Source organism: Moorena sp. SIO1G6, from assembly GCF_010672795.1.
GTDB lineage: Bacteria > Cyanobacteriota > Cyanobacteriia > Cyanobacteriales > Coleofasciculaceae > Moorena > Moorena producens.
Genome location: NZ_JAAHFZ010000013.1, coordinates 141,679 through 167,989, shown reverse-complemented (window position 1 = coordinate 167,989; position 26,311 = coordinate 141,679). Strand labels below are relative to the sequence as shown.

Below are 26,311 nucleotides of genomic sequence, written 5' to 3'. Positions count from 1 at the left end.
ATTACAAACCTCGCTCAAACTCAGTTACCTGACGCTGTTGATTACGCCGAATCACATACTGGACTGTGACTCGCAACTTAGTATCTTCACTCTCCACTTGCACCCTCTCGACTTGAATTAACTCCCCTAACCACTGCTGCAACGACCCTTGAACAAGAAACTGAACCGCAGTACTGAGTTCCTCACTATTCGGAGCAAAGACTAGCTGCATCAGACTGCAGCCCAAGGTGGGGCGGTTGACCCGTTCTCCTGGGGAGGTAAACAGTAATTGTTCCATCAGCTGGGGGATGTGTTCCTCAGAGGTAGCCTCTGCTGTCCGCCTCCGCCCATCGATTTGGAAAGGATAGCCAATTTCCATTGCTACATAGATAGCTCTGACAACTAATTCACTATAGCCTGCTCCCTAAGTGAGTTTATCTCGCAATGGAGATTGGGTTGAGTTAGGTTGAACATAGTGAAACCAAACCCTGGTAATGGTTTGGTTGGGTTTTGTTACTGCTCCAGGACTCCCTAGGGAAAATCCTTAGATTTAGCGATCGCATTCACAAATCTTAATAATTTATCGATTAATTGGCTGCTACTAGACAATTCAATTGTGCCCTAAGTGGTACCTAAATCAATTGTGATAATTTTTATTCCCTACTCCCTACTCCCTTTTAAATAACTGGCGTTTGAGGTGACAAGAATTTTCCCCTAATTTTATATAAAAATCTCTCAATATAACGTGCATCTGGGGGCAGGGCTATCCTCAATCCACCCATAATTTGTTGTAGGTAATTATTAGTCAATTCATCCAGAAAACTTTCCGGGTCATCAAATAATTCAGCACCACTGGGTTTGATGTCATTAATCTTGATATTACTCATTCAGTTTATTCTCCTAATATATAGTTTGAGGCTCAATCCATGAGGAGTTTATGGATTAATTATCATCATAGCTAGCTGAAATTAACTATCCATAATAATTAATAATAAAATTGGACATAAAAGTAAAAATCATGTCTTATTACTCACGCTGAAAACCCGGTTTATTGTCAGCTATCAACTATAGAAAAGGGAAAAGGGAAAAGGGAACAGGGAGCGGTGCGACCCGTGGCGAATTAAATTCGCCTACGGAAAGCGCACCGTAAGGAACAGGGAACAAAAATTATCACAATTCCTACACGGATTGCTATAGTTGTTAATTCTGGCTAGGAAAAGTTTAAACAACCGCAATCGGCGTAGCCCATTCTCTTTTTTTCGCAAATTCCAAATTGCCTTTCCAACGCAGTTCGATCTGATCGCACATATACTCAGCCATTTCTAGTCCTCTTTTACGCATCTGCTCGTCGAGGACTGCTTCTGTAAACAAGTCCTCGTCAATAATCTCATGCTGTTGATTAACAAGACCGCCCGGTTCCACACCAGAATGAATGTCGCCCACATACTCCAATTGAATTCCTGTCTCTTCGGCGAATTTCCTGGCAATGGGAGCCGTCTTGTCAAACAGGAGGTGAGCAAAGAATTCCAGAGGTGCGATCAGACTGTAGCGCAATAGGGGATCTTGTGCTTCGTGGGCTAATGCTGCCATGCCATAGATGAAGCCACGGTCTAGCTTTCTCTCATCACCATAAATGAACTCAAGCCCCTCCGATAATTTCATGGTTCGGTTCAACTCTAGTTTTTGCAGGTCTCGTAGATACCACTCCCAGTGGGTACCATCCTGTCGGCAATGATCGTTAATTAACCTTTTGAGTTCGTCTGTGGCTGCCTCGGAGGAGGGATAGGGAAAAATCAGTTTGTTTAAGTCCATAAAACCCATCACAAACGCGGATATGTGAGGTAGCCACAAACTGAGCCGATCGTGAGCACTAATTGAATCGTCATCTAGCCACAGAATAAACGGGTTCTGTTTTGCTTCATTTGTGCGCTTGCGAATATACCCTAACACTTCTTTCATTTTGTCTTGAACTCTCAGTGAAAACGCAGAACAAATTATCAAAATCTGTAAGAGTCTAACAATTTTAGGTAACAACCAGTTCGAGGGAATTCCCTGTTCCTGTTGCTTTGTCAATTTCCTGCTCAAAGAACGCCTGTAATCTCTGGGTATAGAGCTTCTGAGCCTGAGTCGGATCGGATTCACCGATGTATTCCAAAGATTGAATCAGAGGCCGATCCCCCGGATACCCATCCGGTCGCCAATCGTTCTCCAAATGTTCGGGTAGATGATATTCCTGTACCAGGGTTGAGCCATTAAAGCGTCGAATCACTGGATGGAGATAAGCATCGTTATAAGCCTTATCTGGATCAGGTTCCCGGTCTACCTTCAGCGAATCACCTTCAAAATGTCCGTACTCCATCGTAATTATGTAGTAGTGATTGTGCTGACCCAAATCAGTGTCATGGACATAGTCTACTGGCAGATCTTCGTAGTAATACCCTGTCGCACCAGATTTAAGAATAACCAGTAAATCGCAGAGAAAACCCGGTTGAAGAAAGAGGCCAGCACTTAAACTCACCCTTTCAATCACTCTTTTGACAATGCTTTGTGGATTCACTGGAATCGAATAATAGGGCAAAGGCACTGCATGATATTTCTGAGCGAGAATCTGACTTAGAGGCTGGATATTGTGGCGAAATCCATGGACGAAACCGGACATGGTTTTCTTAAAATCCCGACACTGCATAATCGTGCCTGCAAAATATAAATCCTTCACATTAATGGATTCCCAGTCGCTGGTAAGAGCTGGAAACCGATGATTAATGGTTAGTTCTGGCTTGCATGTCTGATCAAATATAGAAGCGTCGAACCGGAACCCCGTACAAACCAGAACCTGGTCATAGGCTAAAATGGCTTTCTGGCCCTGGGCATGAGAAAATTCAATGTGAACACAATACTCTCCGTCTTTCCATTCTATCTTATGAACCTTGGCATCTAGGATGGCGTTTTGACCTTTCAACTGGTAAGTGTCAATAAACTCATTGTTGACCCCCCGTAGATGACCAACATAGTGGGTATTCCACGCCATTTTGATAGATTCAGGACTGCATAAGTGAATGGCCCGAGCAGTTTCTACCAAAGAATTAGCAGTTTCTAAGGCAGAATTTGATTTCCCTAAAATCAACACCCGTTTATCAATAAAGTTGTCAGGATTAAGGTCGAAATCATAGTAGTTTTCGGTGATTTCGATTCCTGTAATATCGGGAATATAGGGTTTGGAAACCCCCGTTGCCATCACCAAACAACCACAGACATAACTGTCACCTTCTTCATCTACCACTGTGAACCGATCTGTTTTGCTAATTTTCACCACCTTGGCTTCATATTTAATATTAAGCTCAAAGCGATCGGCATAATCTTGTAGATACTTAACATAATCTCCCGCATCGGGGAAATAACGGCGACTGTAATTAGTGAAAGACATCTGATCATCATCACACAGCAAGGAATGCCAGTCATATCTAAGCTGCGCCTCTCGTTCCTTGTAGCCAGTATAGACCTTGTTAATTGAAATTAACTTGCGATGTCGAGGAAATTTTTCATAAAAATTCCCGGATTTTTGTCCTACCTCCAATATCAGGTAGTTTCTGCCACTTTTTTTCAGAAAGTATCCCAGTTGCAATCCCGCTGGACCTGCACCAACAATCAAGTAATCTAATTCTGCGGTTTTGTTCATTTTCAAGCAATTCCCTTTGAGCCAGCGATTTCTTATCGAAAACAGGACAAGCCGAATAAGCCGAAGAAGTATTGGGTGAAGTTCACACTCAGGTATTTTGGCTATGCTTATTGATTCTTTTCAGTAAACCCGGTTACAAATCAAATTGCATCAGGTTGATTTTACCATAATGTCGCCAAGAAGCCCACGCCATAAGGCACGTTGTTTTTAAAAATACGCAATATCTAAGACTCGGTACCCACTAATACTTCGGTACCCAGTAATACTGGGTGCATCTCACTGTTTTGATGCAAGCGCGAGTGGGGTAAACCCCCGTGAGGCCACTGCATCACTTTTGTAACTTATGGGCTTAAATTATTACCCAGTAAGGATTTAAGCTTGCATGTCACCCCTCCAGGGTAGCTCCAGAGGGTAGTGTTGCAAAAATGGGGTTAGTCGTATAGTATTACTTGGTGATTGCTTTTTGGATAGATTAATGTTAAGTGAATTACAGAAGCAAAGATTACCAAGATTGTTTGCAATGTATGACGCAGACAATAACGGTTTCATTGAGTCAGCCGATTTTGACCAGTTCCTAAAAAGCTACTCGCAGTTTCGCAGTTGGGCACCGGGCTCACCCCAGTACGATTCCATTCAATCGAAGTTAACGTCTCGTTGGAATAGTATGCAAAAGTTTGCAGACACTAATGGTGACAACAAAATCTCTTTGGATGAATGGCTGGTATATATGGACAATATACTCAATGACCCAGAAGCTTATGAGGCGCAACTACATGGCATTGCAGCTTTCGCCTTTAGCGTATTTGATGTTGATGGGAACGATCAACTTGATTTAGAGGAATACACACAATATTTTCGAGTCCATAACCTTGATGAAAATTCTGCTAACGAGGTATTCAAACGGCTCAATTTAAATGATGATGACTACATCTCTAAAGAAAAACATATGGAGCTGATCGATCAGTTCTTCCGTAGTGATGATTCTGAATCACCTGGTAATTTGCTCTTTATTAAAAAGATATAAAACATTACAAGGTTTGGGTCACAGAGATTGTCCTGATTGAAGACTATGTTGCAGTCATGACTCAATACGATTATGTGGTGATTGGTGCGGGATCAGCGGGTAGTGTCGTCGCTAACCGTCTTACAGAAAACCCTGAAACGACAGTATTGCTACTCGAAGCAGGTAGTCCCGATACCAAACCAGAAATCCAGGTTCCCATGGCGTGGCTGAAACTACTAGGCTCCGAGGTGGACTGGGCATACTTCACCGAAGAAGAACCCTACTTGAACAGGCGCAAACTCTTTCATCCACGGGGCAAAGTCCTGGGTGGCAGCAGTTCGATCAATGGCATGGTTTACATTCGAGGTAATGCCCAGGATTATGATCGCTGGCAGGCGTTAGGCAATCAGGGTTGGAGTTACCAGGATGTTTTACCCTACTTCAAGAAATCGGAGAATCAGCAGCGGGGAGCTTCGGAGTTTCACGGAGTATCAGGAGCACTTGACATCACCGATCCACTGGCTCCGAGCACAGTGTCGAAATGCTTTGTCGAAGCCGCCATCTCCAAGGGCTATGGGCACAATCCCGATTTCAATGGTAAGCAGCAAGAGGGCGCAGGGCTTTACCAACTGACCGTGAAAGATGGCAAACGTCAAAGTACGGCAGTGGCGTTCTTGCATCCGATTATCTCTCGCCCCAATTTAACCATTCAAACGGGAGCATTGGTTACTCGTATACTGTTTGAGGGAAGGCGTGCAGTTGGGGTCGCCTATGTTGAAAATGGGACAGAGCATCACGTTAAGGTCAACCAAGAAGTGATTCTCAGTGCTGGAGCGTTCGATTCCCCCAAGCTATTGATGCTTTCTGGGATTGGTCCAGCAGAACACCTGCGGGGGTTAGGCATTCCTGTGGTGCTCGATCTACCGGGTGTCGGTCAGAACCTCCACGATCACCCCCTTGTATTTGTAGGCTACCAAGCCACTCAGGAACTGCCCATTTCACCAACTAGCAATATTGGGGAAGCTGGATTGTTCCTGCATACTCAGAGCAATTTAGAGGTTGCACCCAACCTACAGTTTATCTATACTTTGCTCATACCTAAAAATCCTGACTTTGCCTACAAAGGTCCAGGATTTAGTATTAAAGTCATAAACAACCACCCTCAGAGTCGCGGCAGTGTCAGGTTGAGTACGCCCTCCCCCCATGAAGCACCGCTGATCCGGGTGAACTACCTCCAGGATGAATCCGATCTCAAAGTGTTAGTTGAAGGCATTAAAATTGCCCGTCAGCTCGCCGATTTCGAGGGATTTGATCAGTTTCGAGGTAAGGAAGTCGCCCCAAGTGCCGAGGTATCTAGCGACGAAGCAATTCAAGCCTACATCCGACAAATCTGCGCTCCGACATACCACCCCGTCGGCACGTGCAAAATGGGGACTGACCCAATGGCAGTTGTTGACTCCCAACTCAGGGTACATGGAATTGATGGATTGCGAGTCGTAGATGCCTCGATTATGCCAGTCATCACTACGGGAAACACGAATGCGCCGACGATTATGATTGCCGAAAAGGCAGCGGATTTGATTAAGAATTTTAAGAATTAGGAGGAGTAGCCTGGAGTTTTGACTATAATATAGCCTTTTCATTTTTATTTAACAGCTGGCGTTGCTGAATTTAAGTTCGATGCGTTCGCGTAGCGGCTCGGTCCGAGCATCGCGTAGCGGCTCGGTTCGAGCATCGCTTAGCGTGACTGAAAGTCAATCGCAATTCCACTCGGCTCTTAGTAGTCAACTTCTCTAGGACGGCATCGGTATAGTTGTTATTGACTTCGATGACTAGGATGCGTTCGCGTAGCGGCTCGTACCGAGCATCGCATTTCCACTCTTCTATTAGTAGTCAACTGCTCTAGGACAACATCGGAATAGTTGTTGATGACTGCGATTAGTTCGATGGGTACCTAATTCCACTATTCTATTAGTAGTTAACTGCTGTAGGACAACATCGGAATAGTTGTTGATGACTGCGATAAGTTAGATGCGTAACCAATTCCACTCGGCTCTTAGTAGTCAACTTCTCTAGACGGCATCGGTATAGTTGTTATTGACTTCGATGACTAGGATGCGTTCGCGTAGCGGCTCGGTCCGAGCATCGCGAACGTGACCATTCGCGTAGCGTGGCCCAAAGGCCAATCGATTATTCCGTCAAGAAACAACCAAACAACTTTCAACCAAACAACTTTCAACTAAACAACTTTCAACCAAACAACTTTCCACCAAACAACCTTGGCCAAAAGGCCACGCTTCGCGAACAACCAAACAACTTTCAACCAAACAACCTTGGCCAAAAGGCCACGCTTCGCGAACAACCAAACAACTTTCAACCAAACAACCTTGGCCAAAAGGCCACGCTTCGCGAACAACCAAACAACCTTGGCCAAAAGGCCACGCTTCGCGAACAACCAAACAACTTTCAACCAAACCAAGACATATCACATTCCCTTAACCCGACCTGGCATCGGGATAACAGTAACTGGAGTACCCGTAGGTACACAAGTTGCCTGAGCATCTTGCAACAGCACTGGCATTCCCATCACCTTGACTCGCACTGAACCAGTAATCCAGGATGCGATCAAGCAAGGGCCAACATTGGCTGGTGGAGGAGGATTGGCACAACCGGCCACCACATAGGTGGGAGCTTGGGTAAGCACTGGTTGACCCATGACCTTGACCCGGGGATTGGGAACCATCGGTTGGACTTGTCCGCCATGAGCACACAAGATTTTGTTAGCAAGGGATAACACAAAACCGGGCATTAAATCACCTCCAACGCACCATTATTAATATTCACGCTAGCGGGTGAAAGTTTAACATTAGCAGCACCATTACTCAGTTCAATTCCCGTTCGCGTAGCGTGGCCCAAAGGCCAAGGAGCTAGCTTTACTGTTGCTGGAGAATTACTAAGTTCTATCCCTGATGAGGATAGTTTTGCCGCTGCTGGAGAGTTATTAATCTCTACCCCTGATGAGGATAGTTTGATCACTGCTGGACTTTTACTTAATTGAATACTATCTTTGGCTAACTTACCGGTAGAGGAGCTATTTTTTAAATCAATACTGTCTTTAGTTAGCTTAATTTCCACCGCATCTTCTTTGATTTGAATATTATCAACAGCTAGAGTAACCGTAGAGGCATCATTGCTTAACTCAATGGTTTCTGCTGTTAACTTCGCGATGGTTTTGCTATTGTTATTGATTTCAATGCCATTATCATCAAACACTAAAGTCAGGGGGTTAGATACCACCGGTTTAGCCACTTCAATAGTCAAGCCTTTGGTAGTCGCAAAATTACTGAGAGTGAAGGTAATTCCATCAGTTTTAAAGACTTGCACTTTCTCTGGGTCAAGCACTTTCGCATTTGCCGGTAGCTCACCCTTGCCCCAGAAGCAACCAGTCCAAATCGGGTAATCGGGATCGCCTCCCTCAAATTCCACCCAGACATTTGCTCCCACTGGCGGAATCGCAAAAAAGCCCACATCAGCTCCAGCATAGGGAACACAGGGCATTGCCCAGCTTTGGCGACCGTCCCCTAGTACTGCTGGTACACTCACCTGTTTCTAGATTGTAGTAACGGCTAGTGGCTTGGAACATAGCTTCAAAACTTCCAATTTAAATGCATAATAGCTTAGCATTTAAGCATTCAGCTATCAGCCGTCAGCCGTCAGCTTAACATAAACCTCTTTGGCCTATGACCACGCTACGCGAACCGTAGAATTTAAAGGTGCGCTTGACCCATTAAGAATTAAATTCGCGCGATTGTCGCGCCTAATATAGCAATCCTAAACCATTTGTAAAATCACTGGACTTTTTAAAAACTAGCTCCAACTCCTGTATCATCTGCCATTCCCCTCCTGGGAGGGGTTAGGGGTGGGTGCCTTCTGCCAAATGCCTTAAAGCAGCCCATTTATTTCACGAATCAGATAGGATTGCTATAGTTCGAGATTAATCAGAATTGAAAGTCTTGGGAAAAGCCTATCAGCTTGGCACAGGCTTCTGGCCTGTGGCCTAACTCAGCATTATTCGAATGCTTATTTTATTCAAAATCACCATCTGTAGCCCATTAGCTGATAGCTGATAACTGTTCGCGTAGCTTGCGCGTAGCCCATTAGCTGATAGCTTACGATACTTGATTATCTCTTGCCTATTGCCTATTGCCTATTGCCTATTGCCTCTTGCCTCTTGCCTATTGCCTATTGCCTCTTGCCTCTTGCCTCTTGCCTCTTGCCTTTTGCTTAGGCAGAGATATTGCCGAAGCATTCTCTGCCTAACTCAGTGTATAAAGTCTAAAGGTTTAGTCTATATACTCAACTTACTGTGGCAAAATATGAATGTCTACATCATCAGGGCCACGGTTTAGAATAGCGATATCTGAAGATGAAGTCTCACAGGTTTCACCGATATAATCATGACCTCCTAATACATAAACATTGCAGCCTAAAACAAAAACGTATGATCCTTCATCACCTGTGTCTACAAGTTCGATATCAAATGGGACATCTTGAGTAACATTTACTTCCTTGAATTCATCAGCCTTTACGGTAAACCAATCGTATTCATAAACAACCTCTACCTCTTGAGGGGAAGCATCTTGAGCATAAGCATGACCAACTTGTAAACTCAAGACCGCGACTAGGGCAAACACTATTGCCAACATGGCTTGCATAATACGTTTCATTTGTCTTTCCTTTTCCGTAATTGTCAGTTGTATTCGACAGTACTTAGGTTTGTTTATCAGTATAGTAATCGAGACTGATTTAACTGGTATTCTGTAAAAACTAATCCTACTAAGTGATTCAGTAACTTGGCTCCCATTGACTGGTTGCTTTGCCCTTCTACACGGTAAAAGTCTCAGCTGACCTGGGAGCCACTGTTAACTAGAGGTGAATTGCTTTTCCCTTTAGTAGGTTACTCATAACTTGCCGGAGTGTCAAGAAACTATGAAGTATTTTAAAGTTTACTCAATTAAACTACTAAATAAAAACGTAACTTTAAACTATCTAATCAGTACAGTTAATCACGATAACTACAGCTGATGAGGATCAGGGAATGCTTTCTAGACCCAATCACTATCGCTGCTGTGATTAATGGGATTATTAATGCGATCGCCTTTGGCGGGCTCTTCGAGCCATCGCACAAGCGCGGAAGCTGAGGCCGTAGGCCACGCTTTGCGAACGCCCAATCGCATTCTTTTCTACATTCCCCTCATCTACCAGAAGTGTTGAAGATTTAAAACCTTCAACACTTCTGCAAAAATTCCTAGATACTTGATTATCTCTTGCCTACCCCCTACCCCCTACCCCCTACCCCCTACCCCTTGCCTCTTGCTAAAAAAAAGTGTTGAAATGATCACCAACAGTGCTGAGTTTTGGCTCGGATTCCCCTCAGGCTTGGAAGCCGAAGGGTGAATTCTCAGCCATATAACTTGCTGAGAATTCACCCTTAGCCTCTCCCACGAGGGGAACTGGAAGTCAGGACTACAAAATCCTAGGGAAGGACAATGTTGAACCAGAACTCAAAGTCGTCCAGGAGGGACAGGAAGTTTTTGAAGTCTTCGAGTTCGCCACCATAGCTAAAGTCCACCTCTGTAATGTCTGTCTCTCCCAGAATGACATCATCGAGGTCGCTACGATTAATGATGATGGTGGTATTGGGCTTGACACTCACTTTGTCAGCAGTGTAAGTCAACACCCCATTTTCAACGGAGAGCAAGTACTCTTCATTAATGTCAGGGAAGATCATGTTGAAGGTGTATTGGTTCTGAGCTGCCTCGAGACCCTTGAGCCTAATAGCTAGGGAGTCAAAGAGCAAGTCTGTGGTCATGGCACGGATGGTATCACCGCTACCCGAAGCGGGGGTAGGAATATTTTTATTAACACCATCTCGTAACTCTTGGGCACCGGTGAGGAAGAAATTGCGCCAGGGGCCTGATTCTGCCTGATAGCCTAGTTGCTCCAGGGCATCAGCTTCCAGTTGGGTTGCATCAAAACAGTCTTGGTTTGAGGGAGTCGTTGAATCATAAGGGGGAAGATTGTCCTTGCAGGTACCAAAGACCACATCACTCATGACCTGTGCCACCCAGCGGTATTCACCCTTGTCAAAATCGCCCTTGGCTAGCTTGATGGCTTGCCCCGGTCCACCCATATATTCGATATATTTGGCACCCGTCTGTTCCGGAGGGAGGGAATAGAGGTGAGCAGGATTGCCATCAAACCAGCCGAGATAGTACTGATAGACTGCTTTGACGTTGTGGTTAAGAGAGCCATAATAGCCCCGGTTGTACCATTCGTTCGCCAGAGAATCCGGCAGTTCCAACATCTCAGCAATCTCCAGCATGGTATAGCCTTGGTTAGCCAGATGCAGGGTTTGGTCGTGGATGTACTTATACAAATCTCGTTGTTTCTTTAAGTACTCCACCACTTCGTTCTCAGGGGTAGTCCCATCATCCCAAGTAGGCCAGTGGTGACTGGCAAACACCACTTCTACTTCATCCCCAAACAGTTCGATCGTCTCGCTCAGGTAGTTGGCCCAAGCAAGGGAATCCCGCACTTTAGCTCCACGCAAGGTATAGAGGTTGTGCATGGTATGGGTTGCGTCCTCAGCAGCACAGAGGGCATGAAACTCCGGGAAATAAAACATCATTTCGGCAGGGGCTTCAGAACCGGGCACGTTCTGAAAAATGATATTAATACCATCAACCTTAATTTTCTGCCCGGTGTGATCAATGATATCGGTGGGAGCAATTAGAGACGTGGTACCTGCAGATGTGGTTTTACCCAAACCGCCATCCACCTGTCCTGTTTCACCTTTCGGAAGCAGGTTGCCATACATGTAGGAGGCGCGACGGCTCATGACGTTGCCCGCGAAAACGTTTTCACTGACAGCTTCTTCCAAAAATCCTTCGGGAGCATAGATGGGAATCCCCTCAGGGTTGTTTATTGACTTAATCTCCTCTGGCGTTACAATGCCTTGGATTCCGGCATAATGATCCACATGACTGTGGGTGTAAATAACAGCAGAGACTGGTAAAGGATCTGTGAGCTCGGGGTGCTTAGGCAAGACATGGATATCATTGGTGGTATCATTGATCTTACTGATGTTATTATTTGCCAGCTCCAGAGCGGCTTTCGCTGTTTCCTGGGACGTTAAGGGGTCGATCACGATCCAGCCTGTGTCTCCTTCAACCAGAGTTATTTCCGCTAGGTCATAGCCCCGAAGTTGATAAATACCTGGCACAACTTCGTACAGCCCGTGTTGCATATTGAGCTGAGCCATGCGCCACAGACTGGGGTTTACGGTTTCTGGAGAGGGAGGTAACTTCTCTGGCAAAGAGGGAACGCTTTCGCCTTCCAGGAGGAACTTATCATACTGATCCAAATTCCAAACCTTACCTGAGTCTTCTCCTTCTGGTGGAATCAGAGCCGGATCAAGCTTATCGATAAATCCTCTCGTTGCACGCTCAAAATCTTCGGTGTATGTAGAGCATAAATGATCCAAAACCTCTTTGGGATATTCCATAACCCCCATAGCTTCTTGGCAATCAGCGATAGCATCAGCGGTAGCAATCGGACTCATTTGGATCCAAGCGATCACAAAGGTAGCAACGATCGCCACCAAACTTCCCAGCCATTTCCAAGGCTTAGTTGTGAATTTTTCAGGACTTACGCAATTACGCTATATATAGCGTGTAAAGTCGAGGAAAAACCAAATTAATCCCTAAAGGGTAAAAACCGATAAAGTAAATGATAAGATCAAGGGAGAAACCAACTAAAAAAATAATGGGAATAAAGATTGGACAAGCTAGATTACTGTCAATATTTGTTGAGTAGCCAAAACAATTACACCATAACTAATTTGGCAGAGCATCTACCAAAAATAAGTCATGATCAAATTAACCGATATTTAAAAAACGAAAAAATTACTCCTAAGACGTTGTGGTTAAATGTCAAAGAATATATTGAAGTAGATGAAAATGGCTATCTAGTATTTGACGATACAGTTTTGGATAAAAACCATTCCCAGAAAATAGAATTGGTGCGAAAACAATACAGTGGAAATACTCATAGTGTAGTTCGAGGAATAGGAGTAGTAAATTGTATATACGTTAATAGTAAAACCGGTAAGTTTTGGGTGATAGATTACCGGATATATGCTCCAGAACAGGATGGAAAAACCAAACTAGACCATGTAGAAGACATACTCAGAAATATTGTATTTCATAAGAAACTCCCCTTTAAAAGAGTATTAATGGATAGTTGGTATGCCACTCAAAGACTAATGGCCTTAATTGATAACTGGGAAAAAATCTACTACTGTCCCTTAAAAAAGAATCGATTGGTGGATGAAACAGGAGGTAAGGAAAAATCCCAAAGAATTGACTCATTGGAGTGGAGTGAGTTAGATGTCAAACAAGGGAAATTGATTAAAATAAAAAAGTTTCCTTCCCAGAAAAAGGTCAAGTTGTTTCGGGTTACTATTTCTACCAATAGAACGGAATACATTGCCACAAATGAACTAACTGCCTCAGATATTAAACAGGTAAAATCCACTTGTTCTTACCGTTGGAAAATAGAGGAGTTTCACCGGGAACTTAAACAATTGACTGGCATACAATCTTGTCAGTGTCGTAAATCTCGAATCCAAAGAAACCATATTGCTTGTGCTATTTTGGTGTGGAATTTTCTGAAAAGACTAGCTTACTTGACTAAATGTACAGTTTATAAAATTAAGCACCAAAGTTTATATTCATATTTAACTAAAGAACTTAAAAAACCTTCTTTAGTTATGAATTTAGTCTGATCAGAATCTACTCCATATCTGGTGTCAATGCGTAAGTCCTGTTTTTTTAGCATCTATCCATGTAAAGTATTCGCAGTTTAATTTTCGGAGTATTTTCGGTAGTGGTAATCATATCAACGCCTACACCACTAAATCCTTAACACCACCGCTTAGCTTATCAGAAGCCTAGTTTTTTAAACTTGTGGAAACTTTAAATGATCTAATCAGTACAGTTGATCACTATAAGTACAGCTTATGAGGATCAGGGGATGCCTTCTAGACCCAATCAAAATGACTGCTGTGATTAATGGGATTATTAATGCGATCGCTTTTAGCGGAAGCTGAGGCCGTAGGCCACGCTTTGCGAACGCTTCATCGCGTAGCGTCGGCGAAGCGGAATCCCATTCTATTCTACATTTGGGTGCATCTAAATATTTGCTGTTTGACCCGGTGGGTGGAACGGGCATCAGGCGTGGAACGGGCATCAGGCGTGGAACGGGCATCAGGCGTGGAACGGGCATCTTGCCCGTTACAATTCCCAGGCGGACTGTTCCAACCCGGGCGTTGAGGTGGAAAATTAGGGCGAGCCCTTGGGTGGTGCGTTACGGGGCGGACTATCCCAATGCTGGCTACGAAGCGAAAAATAAGGGCAAGTCCGCCCCTAACGCACCCTACGCGGCTGTTCGCGCAGCGTGGGCGTAGCGCATATGCTTAGGTCAAAGCAATGGAATACTTCCTGCTGCTCCCTTAGCAATGCTGCTGACATTCTTAAGACTTTCCATAGTTGCCATCAGTTCTTTGCTAACTTGGTGAGCCATAAACAGAGCACCACCGAGGCTAGCCAGCTTCAGGTCCTTGTAGCTGAGCACTTCTAGAGTAAGGTTAACATCAGCCCGAATCGGGTTAAGATTAACATCATAAGCCAGTTCATGAAGCTTCCACCACCTGAACGAGGTGGTGGTGTCCTATGCTAACCTGGAACTACGAAGCGTCCACAGGTCACAAAGGCAAGCCCAGCTTCTAGGCGGTCGTCCAGATCTTTTGCTGGAGAGACCCTCACTGTCATTTCTGCGAGTGAGTTTAAACACACCTCTAGCACCGATATTGTAAGCGCCGTTTAGGTCTGCATTAAACTGCTTACCTGAAGGGAAGGTTGCTTTGGAGTATTTTTTAGAATCTCTCTTCACTTTACCAGAGCCATCAAAAGCCAATTTTGAAGTATAAGCAGCGACGACTTCTATCACTTTTCCACCCAACTCAGCCCATTTCATTTCCGTTAAATCGCGAATTTTTGCCTTGAGCCATCCGTGGAATCTCTGCCTCAGGTTAGACCGCTTTCGTCCACCTTTTGGCTTCCACCCTTTAAGATTCTCAAATACAATTGCTTCCGAGTTAAATTTCTCAGCAATCTCAACAATTCGCCGGGAAACAACATGGGCAATTTGGGTGTTAATTCTTTGGCATTTTTGATAGGTCTTGGAGCAAAAACCTTTGTGTAGTCTTCCTCCTTTGCCCATCGTTTTAGATGCTCTTGTTGATACAGATTTTAGTCGTTTGTCCCGACGGTCTATGTCTCTTCCAAGATGAATAAAATCACGATGGATTACAGTGCCGTCATGGGTGACAACTGCGACGGTGGCGGTAGTATTTATCCCTAAATCTACCGCAGTTACATTAGCCTCTGGTTTTCGTTTTTCTGGTTTACACGCAAACGGAACAGACAGATGACAATACCTATCGTTGAAAATTAACGAAGGGGACATCATCTTGTTTGTAGTTATTTCATGACGCTCTCTGAGACTAGTTATCTTAACCGTAGTCCAAATCCAGTCAAAGCCGTCAAAAACCTTAATCTCGATCTTGTCAAAACCATACAGCTTATAACACTGACCTTTGTATAGCGCCGGATAACAGCCAGTGTCAGCATTTAATCTTGGTGGCTTGCTATCTTTTCTTTTTCGACAACCAGATTGCCATTCGCGATATCTGGTTACATAGCTACTAACTTGTCCAGCTGCAAATGCAATTGCAGCTCGACGGTAGTAGCTAGGGAACTTATAAAAAGTATTGTTGAACTGTGGATATTTGATTTTTGGCCGCTTAGCTGTTTTATGCATTAACTTTTCGACAGCAGGAGTTAACTGATCTGCTGTCAACTCGCCAAGCTCAGACCAGTGAGTGTAAATAATGCCAACCAAGTATCTACAAGCCTGACGGTAAAGTCTAACCGTCTCTCCAAACAACACTTTCTGTTCGGGAGACGGATTAAGCTTCCATTTGTCAGTTCGTATGATTTTTGCTGGCGATTTCACTGGTTTGAAGTTACCGTAAGAATAGGGTCGCCTTTATGGGTGATGCTCTTTCCGAGCCGCTCCGCGAACGGTCTTGCATAAAAGGTTTAAGTCTTTTGTAATAAGGCGACCCTATTCTAAGGTTTCGTCTCCGGTCTAACAAAATATCCTTAGTCAACATTTTAACCCACAAAATATTAAACAGCAAGATACTAATCTTTTGTTCCAGGTTTTTAGCGATTGCTGTTGGCGTGGACTAACCCCCACCTGAACGAGGTGGGGGAATGCGTCACACGGTTTGTTCAATACTCATACTCTCTACCCGAACCGGTAGAATCCGATTACCCCCCCAGATAAACAGAGTTAGAGGAGCTTCCATCGCCACAATTTCCAAAGTTCCCGCTTTCGACATAGCGCTATTCGTCAGCACTGACAAGGTTTTGGGATACATTAGCATTTCCAGAGTTGCCATTTGGGGATGAATGCCCAAGGTAACCGCCATGGTATCCGCCTGCTCTAACCGGTCAGTGGCATCAATGGCCATTTTTAGAATAATGCTCTCTTTTGGAGGACCACTAATTCGTTTCGCTTCAGTCGGGTCTAGGTCAGATTTACCCTGTGCAGACAAATCTGCTCCTGCTGTCCGGGGCGTAAGCGATCGCGTCATCGTCTCGGGATTGTACTGGAAAAGAATCACACTAGCTAGGGGGTTAGCAGGGTCTAGAGCGACTATTGCTCCTCTCAACCAACGAGGGGAAAGGGGAGATGTAGCCATGAAATCCTTGTGGTTAATAAACTGCTGTTCTCAAGTCTGTTTGAATACTTATTATTGAGCTAACTCATCAATTGTTAATTGTTAATTGTTAATTGTCAATGGTCAAAGTCAATATAGCAAGGGAGCAGGGAGTAGGGAGTAGGGAGTAGGGAATAGGGAGCAGGATATGTAAGCATTCAGCATTCAGCCATCAGCCTTCCGTAACTCAGATTAAAGTTTCGCGTAGCGTGGCCATAGGCCAAAGCTTACCTGTTTTATTCAAAAGCATTTAAAGTAGCGTGGCACAGGCTTCGACGCTGGGACTTAACCCATAAGCTGATAGCTGATACGCGACGCGCTGATAGCTTACCTCCCGACTGCCGACTCCCTACTCCCTATTCCCTTTACTATATTACTTTCTCTTAAAAATATCCTTGCGTTGGTTGAATAAAAATTCCCAAGGAACTACCATTATACTCCGTAAATCGGATTCTAGTCTATTCACTTTGTAGGTACGTGGAGCAGGAGTCACCTCCTCAAAATAGTCTGAATGTAAGCTGAAGCCAAAAGTTACCTTGTCTGGGAGACGAATTTTAGCAATTGGTCCATTGCTGATATGATCAGCAGTAAATAGCCAAGCCTCCAAGCTATCTGGGGTCAACACAGTAGTTAAAAGATACCCTTGGTTTTGGGGAATGAATTGAATACTATTTAAAATACTTCCTACAGGATACACATAAAAATCAAGCAATCCCTTGCCTAAATCACACACATGGGTGTCAGGGTTTTGTTCCTGTTCTTGTTTGATCTGCTCAGTCAGTTCTTGCCAATTCGTGTCTAGAGGAATTTTAGCGAGAACTGAAGGTAAGTCCTGTTGAGGAAGTTGATCATCCCTTAGAACTCTGTTTTTACTATCCCGAAAACTAAGATATTGACGACGACAGATAAACTGTTGGTAATATCCAGCATAAACTTGATAGAGAGCAGAGTATCCCTTTTCCGCCAAGAATTCTCGTGGATCAGCAGTGAAGAGGGTTGTGGTAAACCATCCTGGATGGACAAAGGTTTCTTCACTAATCACTTGAGTATCTTGGATCACCACTTTGCGCAAAACGCCAGGATCGAAACCAAACATCCAAGGGATACCATAATAGTCTTTATCATACTTCTCACCACTAAAGTGTTTCACATCATCCGGTCGCAAGGCTTCAGTGAGGCTAATTGTTGCTTGCTGGATCCCAACTAAATGGATATTGCCATCGATATGATGATAGTTACATAAGAAGTGATAGCTATCCCCATCAAACGTGACTAAACGGGATGGAACAGTTTCCTGGTCTGGTTTGAGTTCATCACGATCAACGATATAAATCTGTGTTTTTGGATAAGCTTTCAGAGGCGGAATCTTGACTCCTAATAGCATTGCCAATCCCATTTGGAATGGCATATCTGGAATCATAATACATTTTTCAGTTACTATCGCTGAATGAGGACTCCCCTCCAGAACTGTTCCTTCTAATTCCCAGTGTTTTAAGGTTCCTTCCCCATCCCAGGTTGTAATATAAACAGCACTGATCATATCAGTGAATAAATCCCCTGGATTGGGTTTAGATTTTAACTCACAAGTAATCAGTTGTTTGGTTTTAGGGTCAACTAATGGGTGGGCTGTATTGGCTACCATTGGGAAGAATGATAGGGGAACAGAAACCACATGTTCGTCAAAATACCCGATTGGGGTTATAGTATCAAGGGTGACTGGATCGACTTCCCAATAACGTCCTGCATCCGCCGTCAATATCAGCCTGCCGTTCATATTGACAATGGCTGTGTTAGCAATTTCTGACACCCCTAACGGACTGATGACTGCGGGAAAAAATCCTTTTGATAAATTGTATATGGGGAGGATCTTATGCCAAACACTATCCCAGGTTTTTAGTCTTTTACTGTAAACCTTGATTTTGCCATTATCACTCTTGAGATCCCATTTAATAATTACCCCTTCACCGGCAAATAGATGACGCTCTTTCTCTCGGTGATAAGGAGCAACAATAAAAACATAACCGGATAAATTTTCTGGCCAACTCCCCTCAATTACTGGGGCATCAAACTCTCCCAGTGTTGAGCGGCTAAAGTTTTTGACATTGACCTTGGATGTAGAACTTGATTGGGCTACCATCTTTTTTTACTTAGTCAATAATTTTAGTAAGCCGTAAGCTTTCAGCAGTCAGCTATCACTCAGTTTTTTAGGTTGAGGGATTAACGGCTGGATGCTTAGGATTTTCATATCTTATTTTATTAAAGAGTAAACTAGTCTCTTAAGTGTAATAATCGGAATTTTCTTAATAAAAATTTATAAAAATAATTGGGGTAAGACCCATCAGTCGCGAAGGGTGTAATGGGTCTTACACTGAACACTAGTCTCGGTGTAACTGTCCGCCAAAACTAGTTTATAGCAGGGTTTAGACTAGGTTTTTTTCAAGGCAATGATGATACTGTATTGTCGGACAACTGCCAGAAAGTGGTCGAGAAAAGAGGTAATATCTTCCTCTGTTTTAGCTGATTTGTCCGACTTACTCCTAGATTTGTCATTGCGCCATACCTCTATAAATAGCCTGAGCAATTTCCTTACCCATATCTGTAGGATTGTGGGTTTTAGTTAAGTTTAAATTCACTGGTACAGTGGGAATTTTGGTACTATCTTGCCAATTTAGAGGTAGTCCCTTCACCTTAAGCAAACGGGATAATTCTGCTTCCACCGCTGCTTGTAAGCGTACCCGTTCTAGTCGATTCAGGTCAATTCCTTCGTAAGCATTCAGCCGTCAGCTATCAGCTTTCAGCTGTCAGCTTTCAGCTTATCGGCTACGCGCATATGCTTACAAAATCTCGAACTATTAAATTCTCCCGTTTGAGGTTGATCTTAAGCTGACGGCTGACAGCTGACGGCACCTCAAGTAGCGTACGCGTAGCGCATATGCTTACCTTAAATTCTACCAAAAGAAGTTTACAAAAGAGGTTTATTTTAAGCTGAAGGCTGACAGCTGACAGCTGTTCGCATAGCGTGAGCTAAAAGCTCACGGCTGAATACTTACATTCCTTCTATGCTTAGCTCTGGGATTTTAATGGTAATGTTCATATTAAGGAAAGGGAGTAGGGAGTAGGGAGTAGGGAAAGGCAAGAGGCAAGAGGCAAGAGGCAAGAGTTAATCAACTATAGAGGGATTTTGGGTTATGTAAAAAAAACGGTAATCAATAAATACTAGATATAACTATCCCAAATTATCTAATTTTAATTATTTGCTGACCCTAATCTCAGCACTTTTGCTATCCTTACTTATCCTAACTCTGTCAAATAACTCTGTCAAGCGGAGCTATAACTGTAGACTTATTTATCAAAAATAATTACCGTTTTTTCCCTTACCGAAAATCCCGATTCCCGATTCCCGATTCCCGATTCCCGATTCCCGATTCCCGATTCTATGTTACCTCAAATTAGCATTTAACAAAATTAATGATTAAATTATATGTAAGCATTCAGCCGTCAGCCGTTGGCCTTTGGCCACGCTACTTGAGGTGCCGTCAGCCGTCAGCCGTTGGCCTATTGAATGCTGAATGCTGAATGCTGAATGCTGAATGCTGAATGCTGAATGCTGAATGCTGAATGCTGAATGCTGAATGCTAAATGCTAAATGCTGAAGGCTGAATGCTTACAATTATATTAAAATATATGTAAGAATTTGCACAAAGTTTATTTTTATGTTTAAATAATTAATGAACACTAACGTCCTAATTTTAAGGCGATGTACACCAATTTCATTGTTTCACCTTTTCCGAATCAATCTAGTGAAATAATTCTCCCAGCTTCTCATGGGTTTTATCCCTACCAAGAACCAATTAAACATACCTTGACTGGTTCTAAGCGGGCGATTTATATCACAATCAGGAATTTGCAGACTCTGGGCTATGCCACAGTCAGCGAGTGGAGTCCACTCCAACGGACCTACAATCCTGGGGAATACATTTGTATTTTGCAGCGCAATCTGATTCTAGATTAAACTTATAACGTAGCTGGGGGGTCTTCCCCCCAGGTGCGACAGTTAAGACTAGTTTATTGGTTTTGTACTATGCCTTGTTATGAGGGGTCAGAGCCACAGAGGGGTTTAGCCTAAATTCCTCGTAAACTAGAATTAATCAGTAGATGCTACATCGCCTTAAATTGCTTTACGTTTGTAGTCATTGCCTTGAATTGGTTTACGTTTGTAGTCGTGGAAGTATTTTCCACGGCTATTTTTTTTGGTCTTGACTGGTAAGCTTTCAGCTTTCAGCTTTCAGCTTTCAGCTTTCAGCTTTCAGCTTTCAGTTATCAGTTATCAGGATTCAGCTAATGCGCTACAGATGGTGCTACTTGAGGTGCTTTTGAATCAAACAGGTAACCATTTTTTTAATATGAGTTACGTCTGCATTAGGCTGACCGCTGACCGCTGACCGCTGACCGCTGATAGCTTACTGGTCTTGACTGTGGAAGCTGGTGTGGATAGTGTGGAATGTATTCTGGTGAAGGTGAGCATAGGTCAAGCATGGGTGAATGGCAGGAAAATAATTCACGGCATCTGAGTGCGGCAATGTTCTGCTTGCGATCGCGTTTGCAAGAATTAGCTCAAGAATTAGCTGGAGATGAGTCGGTAGGCCCAGAAGCGATTAGCCAAGGGGAAGCTGCCATGGCAGAAGCTGAAGCCAATCATCCCCGACATCATCTCAAGCTGGGTATCTTTGATAAGATATAGCTTTTGTGTCTGGGTTGTGAAGATACTCTCAAAGGCAACAGGCAAGAGGCAAGAGGCAAGAGAGCCTCAGTTTTATTCTCCAATCAAAAAAGACCATGCAGGTTTACATCATCTGCTTAGCAGATGATGTAACAAGGAAAATTCGACAACCTTAACCCTACTCCCTACTCCCTACTCCCTACTCCCTACTCCCTACTCCCTACTCCCTGTGTCCTTCATGTCTATTGTTATTGTCGAAAACCTCAGCAAAATCTACCCAGTAGCAATCAAACAACCAGGACTAAAAGGTACCTTAAACCATTTCTTCCGCCGTACCTACCGTTCAGTCAAAGCTGTCCAAGACGTTTCCTTTGAAATTGGCTTTGGAGAAGTGGTCGGATTCTTAGGGCCTAATGGTGCTGGCAAAACCACTACTCTCAAGATGCTCACTGGACTGATTCATCCGTCTAAGGGTCGAGTCAGAGTTGTGGATTACATTCCCAAACGACGTCAACCAGGCTTTTTGAAAAAAATTACCCTAGTTATGGGGCAGAAGCAACAGTTGCTTTGGGACTTACCAGCCCTAGATTCCTTGAGAATCAATGCCGCTGTCTATGGTATTTCTGATACTGACTATAAGTATCGAGTTGGGGAACTTACTGAGATGCTCTCCCTAGAAGGGAAACTCACTCAGCCAGTAAGAAAACTCTCCCTAGGAGAGCGCATGAAAGCGGAACTACTAGCAGCACTGCTACACCAACCCCAAGTTCTATTTTTAGATGAACCTACCTTAGGATTAGATGTCAATGCTCAACTGGCGGTGCGGGATTTCTTGCGGGAGTACAACCAACGCACAGGAGCAACAATACTCTTAACCAGTCACTACATGGCCGATATCACTGCTCTTTGCCAACGGGTGCTATTAATCCATGAAGGTCGGCTGATTTATGATGGCTCTCTAGACGGATTACTTGACCGCTTTGCTCCCTATCGTGAGATCACGGTAGAACTTGCCCAGCCCTTACCTGAGGTAAAGAATGGCCAGGAAATGTCTTTACAGCGCTATGGTGAACTCAAAGAAATAGATGGTCACCACGTGCGTTTCCTAGTGCGTCGGGAAGTGCTTACCGAGACTGTGGCTCGGATTCTCGCTGAGCTGGAGGTGATAGATTTAAGCGTAACTGACCCTCCCATTGAAGAAGTTATTGGTCGTGTTTTCCAGGCAGGAGTAGTAGAGTGAACTTTGCTGCAAAGGTTAGCTGGTTAAAGGTTGTCGGTCATAATGCAGAATTAAGAATTAAAAATTAAGAATTAAAAATTAAGAATTTAGAAGGCAGAATTAAGAATTAAAAATTAATAATGTAGCCTTAATAATGCAGCCTTAATAATTAATAATTTAGACTGTAAAATTTAGATTTTTTTGATTGGAAGTTCCCGATTCCCGATTCCCGATTCCCGATTCCCTACTCCCTACTCCCTACTATCTAAAATAAATGAAGCGCGTCCTAAGAATCGTTAAAACCTTCCTGAGTGTTTATTACGCCCATATGATGGAATATCGGGCAGAAATATTTTTTTGGGTACTGTCGAATCTGTTACCTCTGATTCTAATGGGGATTTGGATCAAGGCATCCCAAGAAGCAGAATTTGGTCTGAATTCTACAGAATTTGCCCGTTACTTTATCTCAGTGTTTTTTATCCGCCAGTTCAACTTGGTATGGGTTATTTTTGAATTTCAAGAACAAGTGTTGCAAGGGAAACTTTCCCCACGATTACTACAGCCAATTGATCCAGTGTGGCATCACGTAGCCGCTCACTTAGCAGAACGATTTATCCGTATGCCGTTTAACCTAGGGCTAATCGGTTTGTTTTTTCTGCTGTATCCCGAAGCAGCTTGGCTACCGAATCTTGGCAATTTGTTACTCGGTTGCCTGGTGGTAGCAATGAGCTTTGCCCTACGCTTTTTGATGCAGTATACCTTTGCCATGTTCGCCTTTTGGACAGAACGAGCTAGTGCTATTGAAGAATTATCATTTTTGCTCTACTTATTTCTTTCTGGGTTAATTGCTCCGTTGGAAGTCTTTCCTCCTTTGGTACGGCAAATTGCCCAGTGGACACCCTTCCCTTATTTGATGCACTTCCCAGCAGCACTATTTATTGGTTTACCAGTGAATGTGGTGGGGGGAATCTTGATAATTCTAGGTTGGAGTTTGGTATTTTTCCTAGTCAACCGCTGGTTATGGCGTAAGGGGTTAAAGCATTATTCTGGGATGGGAGCTTGATCTTATCTTGCATTCAGCCGTCAGCCCTCAGCCGTCAGCCCTCAGCCCTCAGCCCTCAGCTAAAAGCACCGATTGCGCTACGCGCACGCTGCGCGAACAGTAGCGTGCGCTATGGGCATAAACTGTTCGGTGTAGCGTGGCCACAGGCCCAAAGCTGATATAGCAGAAGTCAGAAGTCAGAAGTCAGAAGTCAGAAGTAAAACTATTGCTATACTTAGCTTTGAGACTTTTGTCATGTCCTAACTGCCCTGGCGACTGCTATAGCTGATAGCTGATAGCTGATGCTTATATTGCATTTCTCAATCAACGCTCTAGCTAGGAATGACCCTAAAACATTGGCGTTGCTGAATTAAGGAATGAATGTGCGATAATTTGGTTGTCTTAAAGCCCCCTAAATCCCCCAATTCTGGGGGACTTGTCTTGATGCAATAGCGAGTGGGGGAAACCACGGCAATAGCGAGTGGGGGGAACCCCCAAGACCGCGCTGCCTCCCCAAGACCGCGCTGCATCGCTTCATAGTTTTGTTCCCCCACCGGTGCGCTTTCCGTCGGCGAATTAAATTCGCCACGGGTCGCACCGCAGAATTGGGGGGCTAGGGGGGCAAAACCATACGCATAATCAGCAACGCCAAAACATTTGCCCCCAAATAATCCCCCTAATTTACCTGAACCACCTCACTGCCACCGGCCAATGCTATGGTTGGCAATGGTTTTGGCATCTATTGTCATTCATCTATGCTTCTTGTGGATACTGTATATGCTCTTGATGGGGCGCTTCGAGAGTTCGCAACCCAGTCAGGATTTGATTGCCATAGATCTGATTGATATCATTCCGGAAGACATAGCTGAGCAAGAGACATCACCAGAAGACCGATCAACAGCTCTAATCCATCAAAGCACTGATTTAGCTCTCACCAGTCCTAGGTCAGAGGGGAATCTTAATCACCAAACTCTCTCTAACTCTACCATTGATAGCACTGAGCCTGACTTAGATCCAACACCAACAGAGGAAAGCTTACCAGTTAAAGACCTAACACTGCCAACAGATTATCAATTAACTATACCTGTACCCGCACCTGAACCAACAACTCCGATCACTCCTGTTAAGCCTATTCCAGTAATCCAAACCCCCCTACCTTCACCCTTACCTCTGCCACCACCGATTCAGCCACCGGCTTCCAGCATCCCGGAAGAGTCGGCATCAAAAGATAGCTTTCTGGCTAAGATGAGTAACTTTGGTCTGACTAATCCGAATCACGATATTCCAGACCAATTGGCTCTACCGCTACCAGCTAACCAAACGGAATTTTCCGCTCAGGAGCTGAATTTGACAGGTATTGATTTATCGGAAGAGTTAGTGTTGAAGGTGGTGGTGTTAATTTATGCAAATGGTAAACCGGAACTGCTACCGGACTATATTCAAGTGCGGCAAGGCAATATTAGTATTGAGCAGGCTCAGCAACTGGCACAGCAAGTGATTCGCGATTGGCTGTTTGCCCCCACTTACATGGCAGGTCAGGCAGTTGTGCAAGCTTATCGCTTCCAACTGACCATTAGTCATTAGTAGACTTCGTGGCAGTTGTCGGGAACAGGCAACAGACAAGAGGCAAGAGGAACCCACCCCTAACCCCTCCCAGGAGGGGAAGGCAAGAGGCAAGAGTTCAGATTTTTGATCTAAAAAATGTGGCACTTTGATTTTCTTATGTTATGATGCTAGAAGTGCTGGAAACAGTGCGGATGTAGTTTAGTGGTAAAACCTCAGCCTTCCAAGCTGATGATGGGGGTTCGATTCCCCCCATCCGCTCTTGAGATATTATTTGTATATATTTTGTTGAATGCGATCGCACTGGACAGGTGGTGCGTTACGGGGCTGGCTATGTCAACCCTGGCAACGAGGCAAAAAATCAGAGGCTTTCCGCCCCTAACGCACCCTACGGCTAATGCGATCTAAATTCTAAATTCTTCATTCTAAATTCTTCATTCTAAATTCTTCATTCTAAATTCTTCATTCTCAATTCTCAATTCTCCAGCTAATTGGGAGGCTGGATTTCACTGCAAACTTCGTAGAACGATGTGGTGGGAGCTTTGGTAAACAAGTGAGACATTTGGTTTAAGATTGCCTCATAGGCTTCACTTTGATGATCTTCCATGTCTGCTATGCTTTCCCAAAAGATCACAGCAATGCCTCTATCGGTTCCCGGTTCTTGCAGTAGGTAAGCGCCTTTGAACCCTTGGATATAGGTAGATACAGCTTTCTCGTAAAGATCCTGAGCTTCTTGAAATTTGCCTGGCTTGAATTCACCAATGGCAACATAAGCATATTTGTGCTTAAGAAAATCTAGAAATTCGGTCAACTTTCCCTCCCTTGGGATTTTTTGGGTTAGTTCCCAATCATAACAACTAATGGTTGAGCTGCACAGATACCAATAGAGTTAGTAGGGTGGGCAAAGTTGTCTAATCATTAATACTGATTTGAACCAAAATGCTTTTGCCCACCCTACCACCTACCACCTTGACAGTAGGGTGGCCAAAGTTGTCTAATCATTAATACTGATTTGAACCAAAATGTTTTTGCCCACCCTACCTTGACAGTAGGGTGGCCAAAGTTGTCTAATCATTAATACTGATTTGAACCAAAATGCTTTTGCCCACCCTACCACCTACCACCTTGACAGTAGGGTGGCCAAAGTTGTCTAATCATTAATACTGATTTGAACCAAAATGTTTTTGCCCACCCTACC

27 protein-coding genes and 1 tRNA gene are annotated in these 26,311 nt (G+C 43.9%); 10 read left to right on the top strand and 18 right to left on the bottom strand.

The window, feature by feature from the left end; translation table 11 throughout:
• Position 1 precedes the first annotated feature (1 nt).
• From F6K63_RS15115 to F6K63_RS15100, 4 genes are all read right to left on the bottom strand, one after another.
• Complete coding sequence (locus tag F6K63_RS15115) at positions 2-358, bottom strand: GPW/gp25 family protein (protein ID WP_287312583.1); 357 nt, start codon at positions 356-358, stop codon at positions 2-4.
• 298 nt (positions 359-656) lie between these two features.
• Positions 657-866, bottom strand: coding sequence for a hypothetical protein (locus tag F6K63_RS15110; protein ID WP_287312581.1), 210 nt, complete (start codon positions 864-866; stop codon positions 657-659).
• Between the two features lie 334 nt (positions 867-1,200).
• On the bottom strand, positions 1,201-1,938 hold the full coding sequence (locus F6K63_RS15105) for a hypothetical protein (protein WP_287312579.1): 738 nt from the start codon (positions 1,936-1,938) through the stop codon (positions 1,201-1,203).
• Between the two features lie 64 nt (positions 1,939-2,002).
• Positions 2,003-3,655 carry an NAD(P)-binding domain-containing protein gene (locus tag F6K63_RS15100; protein ID WP_071102763.1) on the bottom strand — a complete coding sequence of 551 codons (1,653 nt, stop codon included), beginning with the start codon at positions 3,653-3,655 and terminating at the stop codon, positions 2,003-2,005.
• A 463-nt stretch (positions 3,656-4,118) separates the two neighbouring features.
• Here F6K63_RS15100 and F6K63_RS15095 point away from each other — a divergent pair, with 463 nt between their 5' ends.
• Together F6K63_RS15095 and F6K63_RS37840 are read left to right on the top strand one after the other, a co-directional pair.
• Positions 4,119-4,679, top strand: coding sequence for an EF-hand domain-containing protein (locus F6K63_RS15095; RefSeq protein ID WP_287312576.1), 561 nt, complete (start codon positions 4,119-4,121; stop codon positions 4,677-4,679).
• Between the two features lie 56 nt (positions 4,680-4,735).
• Positions 4,736-6,259 carry a GMC family oxidoreductase gene (locus F6K63_RS37840; protein WP_287312575.1) on the top strand — a complete coding sequence of 508 codons (1,524 nt, stop codon included), beginning with the start codon at positions 4,736-4,738 and terminating at the stop codon, positions 6,257-6,259.
• 509 nt (positions 6,260-6,768) lie between these two features.
• Here the strand turns inward: F6K63_RS37840 and F6K63_RS15085 are convergent.
• The 7 genes from F6K63_RS15085 to F6K63_RS15055 form a co-directional block, all read right to left on the bottom strand.
• Positions 6,769-6,897 (bottom strand): hypothetical protein, encoded by a 129-nt coding sequence (locus F6K63_RS15085; RefSeq protein ID WP_287312574.1) that lies wholly within the window; start codon positions 6,895-6,897, stop codon positions 6,769-6,771.
• Positions 6,898-7,092 (bottom strand): hypothetical protein, encoded by a 195-nt coding sequence (locus F6K63_RS15080; RefSeq protein ID WP_287312573.1) that lies wholly within the window; start codon positions 7,090-7,092, stop codon positions 6,898-6,900. It lies immediately after the preceding gene.
• Between the two features lie 51 nt (positions 7,093-7,143).
• A complete protein-coding gene (locus F6K63_RS15075) occupies positions 7,144-7,467 on the bottom strand; it encodes a hypothetical protein (RefSeq protein WP_287312572.1) in 324 nt (107 codons plus the stop codon).
• Entirely contained in the window at positions 7,467-8,261 is a 795-nt protein-coding gene (locus F6K63_RS15070; protein WP_287312571.1) for a phage baseplate assembly protein V, read from the bottom strand. Before F6K63_RS15070 ends, F6K63_RS15075 begins: the two co-directional genes overlap by 1 nt.
• A gap of 758 nt (positions 8,262-9,019) precedes the next feature.
• A complete protein-coding gene (locus F6K63_RS15065) occupies positions 9,020-9,385 on the bottom strand; it encodes a hypothetical protein (RefSeq protein ID WP_287312569.1) in 366 nt (121 codons plus the stop codon).
• Between the two features lie 378 nt (positions 9,386-9,763).
• On the bottom strand, positions 9,764-9,895 hold the full coding sequence (locus tag F6K63_RS15060) for a hypothetical protein (RefSeq protein WP_287312568.1): 132 nt from the start codon (positions 9,893-9,895) through the stop codon (positions 9,764-9,766).
• A 299-nt stretch (positions 9,896-10,194) separates the two neighbouring features.
• On the bottom strand, positions 10,195-12,321 hold the full coding sequence (locus tag F6K63_RS15055) for an alkyl/aryl-sulfatase (protein WP_287312566.1): 2,127 nt from the start codon (positions 12,319-12,321) through the stop codon (positions 10,195-10,197).
• Positions 12,322-12,498: 177 nt separating this feature from the next.
• On the opposite strand from F6K63_RS15055, the gene F6K63_RS15050 reads away from it, so the two are divergent.
• Both F6K63_RS15050 and F6K63_RS15045 read left to right on the top strand, forming a co-directional pair.
• Positions 12,499-13,506 carry an IS701 family transposase gene (locus F6K63_RS15050; RefSeq protein ID WP_287312565.1) on the top strand — a complete coding sequence of 336 codons (1,008 nt, stop codon included), beginning with the start codon at positions 12,499-12,501 and terminating at the stop codon, positions 13,504-13,506.
• Between the two features lie 286 nt (positions 13,507-13,792).
• Positions 13,793-14,053 (top strand): hypothetical protein, encoded by a 261-nt coding sequence (locus tag F6K63_RS15045; protein WP_287312564.1) that lies wholly within the window; start codon positions 13,793-13,795, stop codon positions 14,051-14,053.
• 148 nt (positions 14,054-14,201) lie between these two features.
• Here the strand turns inward: F6K63_RS15045 and F6K63_RS15040 are convergent, their stop codons facing one another.
• From F6K63_RS15040 to F6K63_RS15020, 5 genes are all read right to left on the bottom strand, one after another.
• On the bottom strand, positions 14,202-14,354 hold the full coding sequence (locus F6K63_RS15040; protein ID WP_287312563.1) for a hypothetical protein: 153 nt from the start codon (positions 14,352-14,354) through the stop codon (positions 14,202-14,204).
• Positions 14,355-14,450: 96 nt separating this feature from the next.
• Positions 14,451-15,797 (bottom strand): IS200/IS605 family accessory protein TnpB-related protein, encoded by a 1,347-nt coding sequence (locus F6K63_RS15035; protein ID WP_287312561.1) that lies wholly within the window; start codon positions 15,795-15,797, stop codon positions 14,451-14,453.
• 268 nt (positions 15,798-16,065) lie between these two features.
• A complete protein-coding gene (locus tag F6K63_RS15030; RefSeq protein WP_287312560.1) occupies positions 16,066-16,551 on the bottom strand; it encodes a hypothetical protein in 486 nt (161 codons plus the stop codon).
• Between the two features lie 391 nt (positions 16,552-16,942).
• A complete protein-coding gene (locus F6K63_RS15025) occupies positions 16,943-18,706 on the bottom strand; it encodes a carotenoid oxygenase family protein (protein WP_287312559.1) in 1,764 nt (587 codons plus the stop codon).
• 409 nt (positions 18,707-19,115) lie between these two features.
• Entirely contained in the window at positions 19,116-19,286 is a 171-nt protein-coding gene (locus F6K63_RS15020; protein ID WP_008190285.1) for a hypothetical protein, read from the bottom strand.
• A gap of 1,040 nt (positions 19,287-20,326) precedes the next feature.
• Between F6K63_RS15020 and F6K63_RS15015 the strand changes: the two genes are divergently transcribed.
• The 4 genes from F6K63_RS15015 to F6K63_RS15000 all read left to right on the top strand — a co-directional run bounded on the left by F6K63_RS15015 (position 20,327) and on the right by F6K63_RS15000 (position 23,571).
• On the top strand, positions 20,327-20,581 hold the full coding sequence (locus F6K63_RS15015) for a hypothetical protein (RefSeq protein WP_008190286.1): 255 nt from the start codon (positions 20,327-20,329) through the stop codon (positions 20,579-20,581).
• A 489-nt stretch (positions 20,582-21,070) separates the two neighbouring features.
• The gene (locus F6K63_RS15010; RefSeq protein WP_165691821.1) at positions 21,071-21,310 is read left to right on the top strand and encodes a hypothetical protein; all 240 of its coding nucleotides are present in this window, start codon (positions 21,071-21,073) and stop codon (positions 21,308-21,310) included.
• A gap of 217 nt (positions 21,311-21,527) precedes the next feature.
• Positions 21,528-22,529 (top strand): ABC transporter ATP-binding protein, encoded by a 1,002-nt coding sequence (locus F6K63_RS15005; protein WP_008190292.1) that lies wholly within the window; start codon positions 21,528-21,530, stop codon positions 22,527-22,529.
• A 253-nt stretch (positions 22,530-22,782) separates the two neighbouring features.
• Entirely contained in the window at positions 22,783-23,571 is a 789-nt protein-coding gene (locus tag F6K63_RS15000) for an ABC transporter permease (protein ID WP_287312558.1), read from the top strand.
• Between the two features lie 391 nt (positions 23,572-23,962).
• Here F6K63_RS15000 and F6K63_RS14995 read toward each other — a convergent pair whose 3' ends face one another.
• Positions 23,963-24,139 (bottom strand): hypothetical protein, encoded by a 177-nt coding sequence (locus tag F6K63_RS14995; RefSeq protein WP_287312557.1) that lies wholly within the window; start codon positions 24,137-24,139, stop codon positions 23,963-23,965.
• Positions 24,140-24,276: 137 nt separating this feature from the next.
• Here F6K63_RS14995 and F6K63_RS14990 point away from each other — a divergent pair, with 137 nt between their 5' ends.
• Together F6K63_RS14990 and F6K63_RS14985 are read left to right on the top strand one after the other, a co-directional pair.
• A complete protein-coding gene (locus tag F6K63_RS14990) occupies positions 24,277-25,134 on the top strand; it encodes a hypothetical protein (RefSeq protein WP_131826881.1) in 858 nt (285 codons plus the stop codon).
• Between the two features lie 169 nt (positions 25,135-25,303).
• Positions 25,304-25,374 (top strand) — tRNA-Gly (locus F6K63_RS14985).
• A gap of 226 nt (positions 25,375-25,600) precedes the next feature.
• On the opposite strand, the gene F6K63_RS14980 is transcribed toward F6K63_RS14985, so the two are convergent.
• Positions 25,601-25,924: an antibiotic biosynthesis monooxygenase gene (locus F6K63_RS14980; RefSeq protein WP_008190297.1), complete on the bottom strand. Its 324-nt coding sequence runs from the start codon at positions 25,922-25,924 to the stop codon at positions 25,601-25,603.
• Positions 25,925-26,311 lie beyond the last annotated feature (387 nt).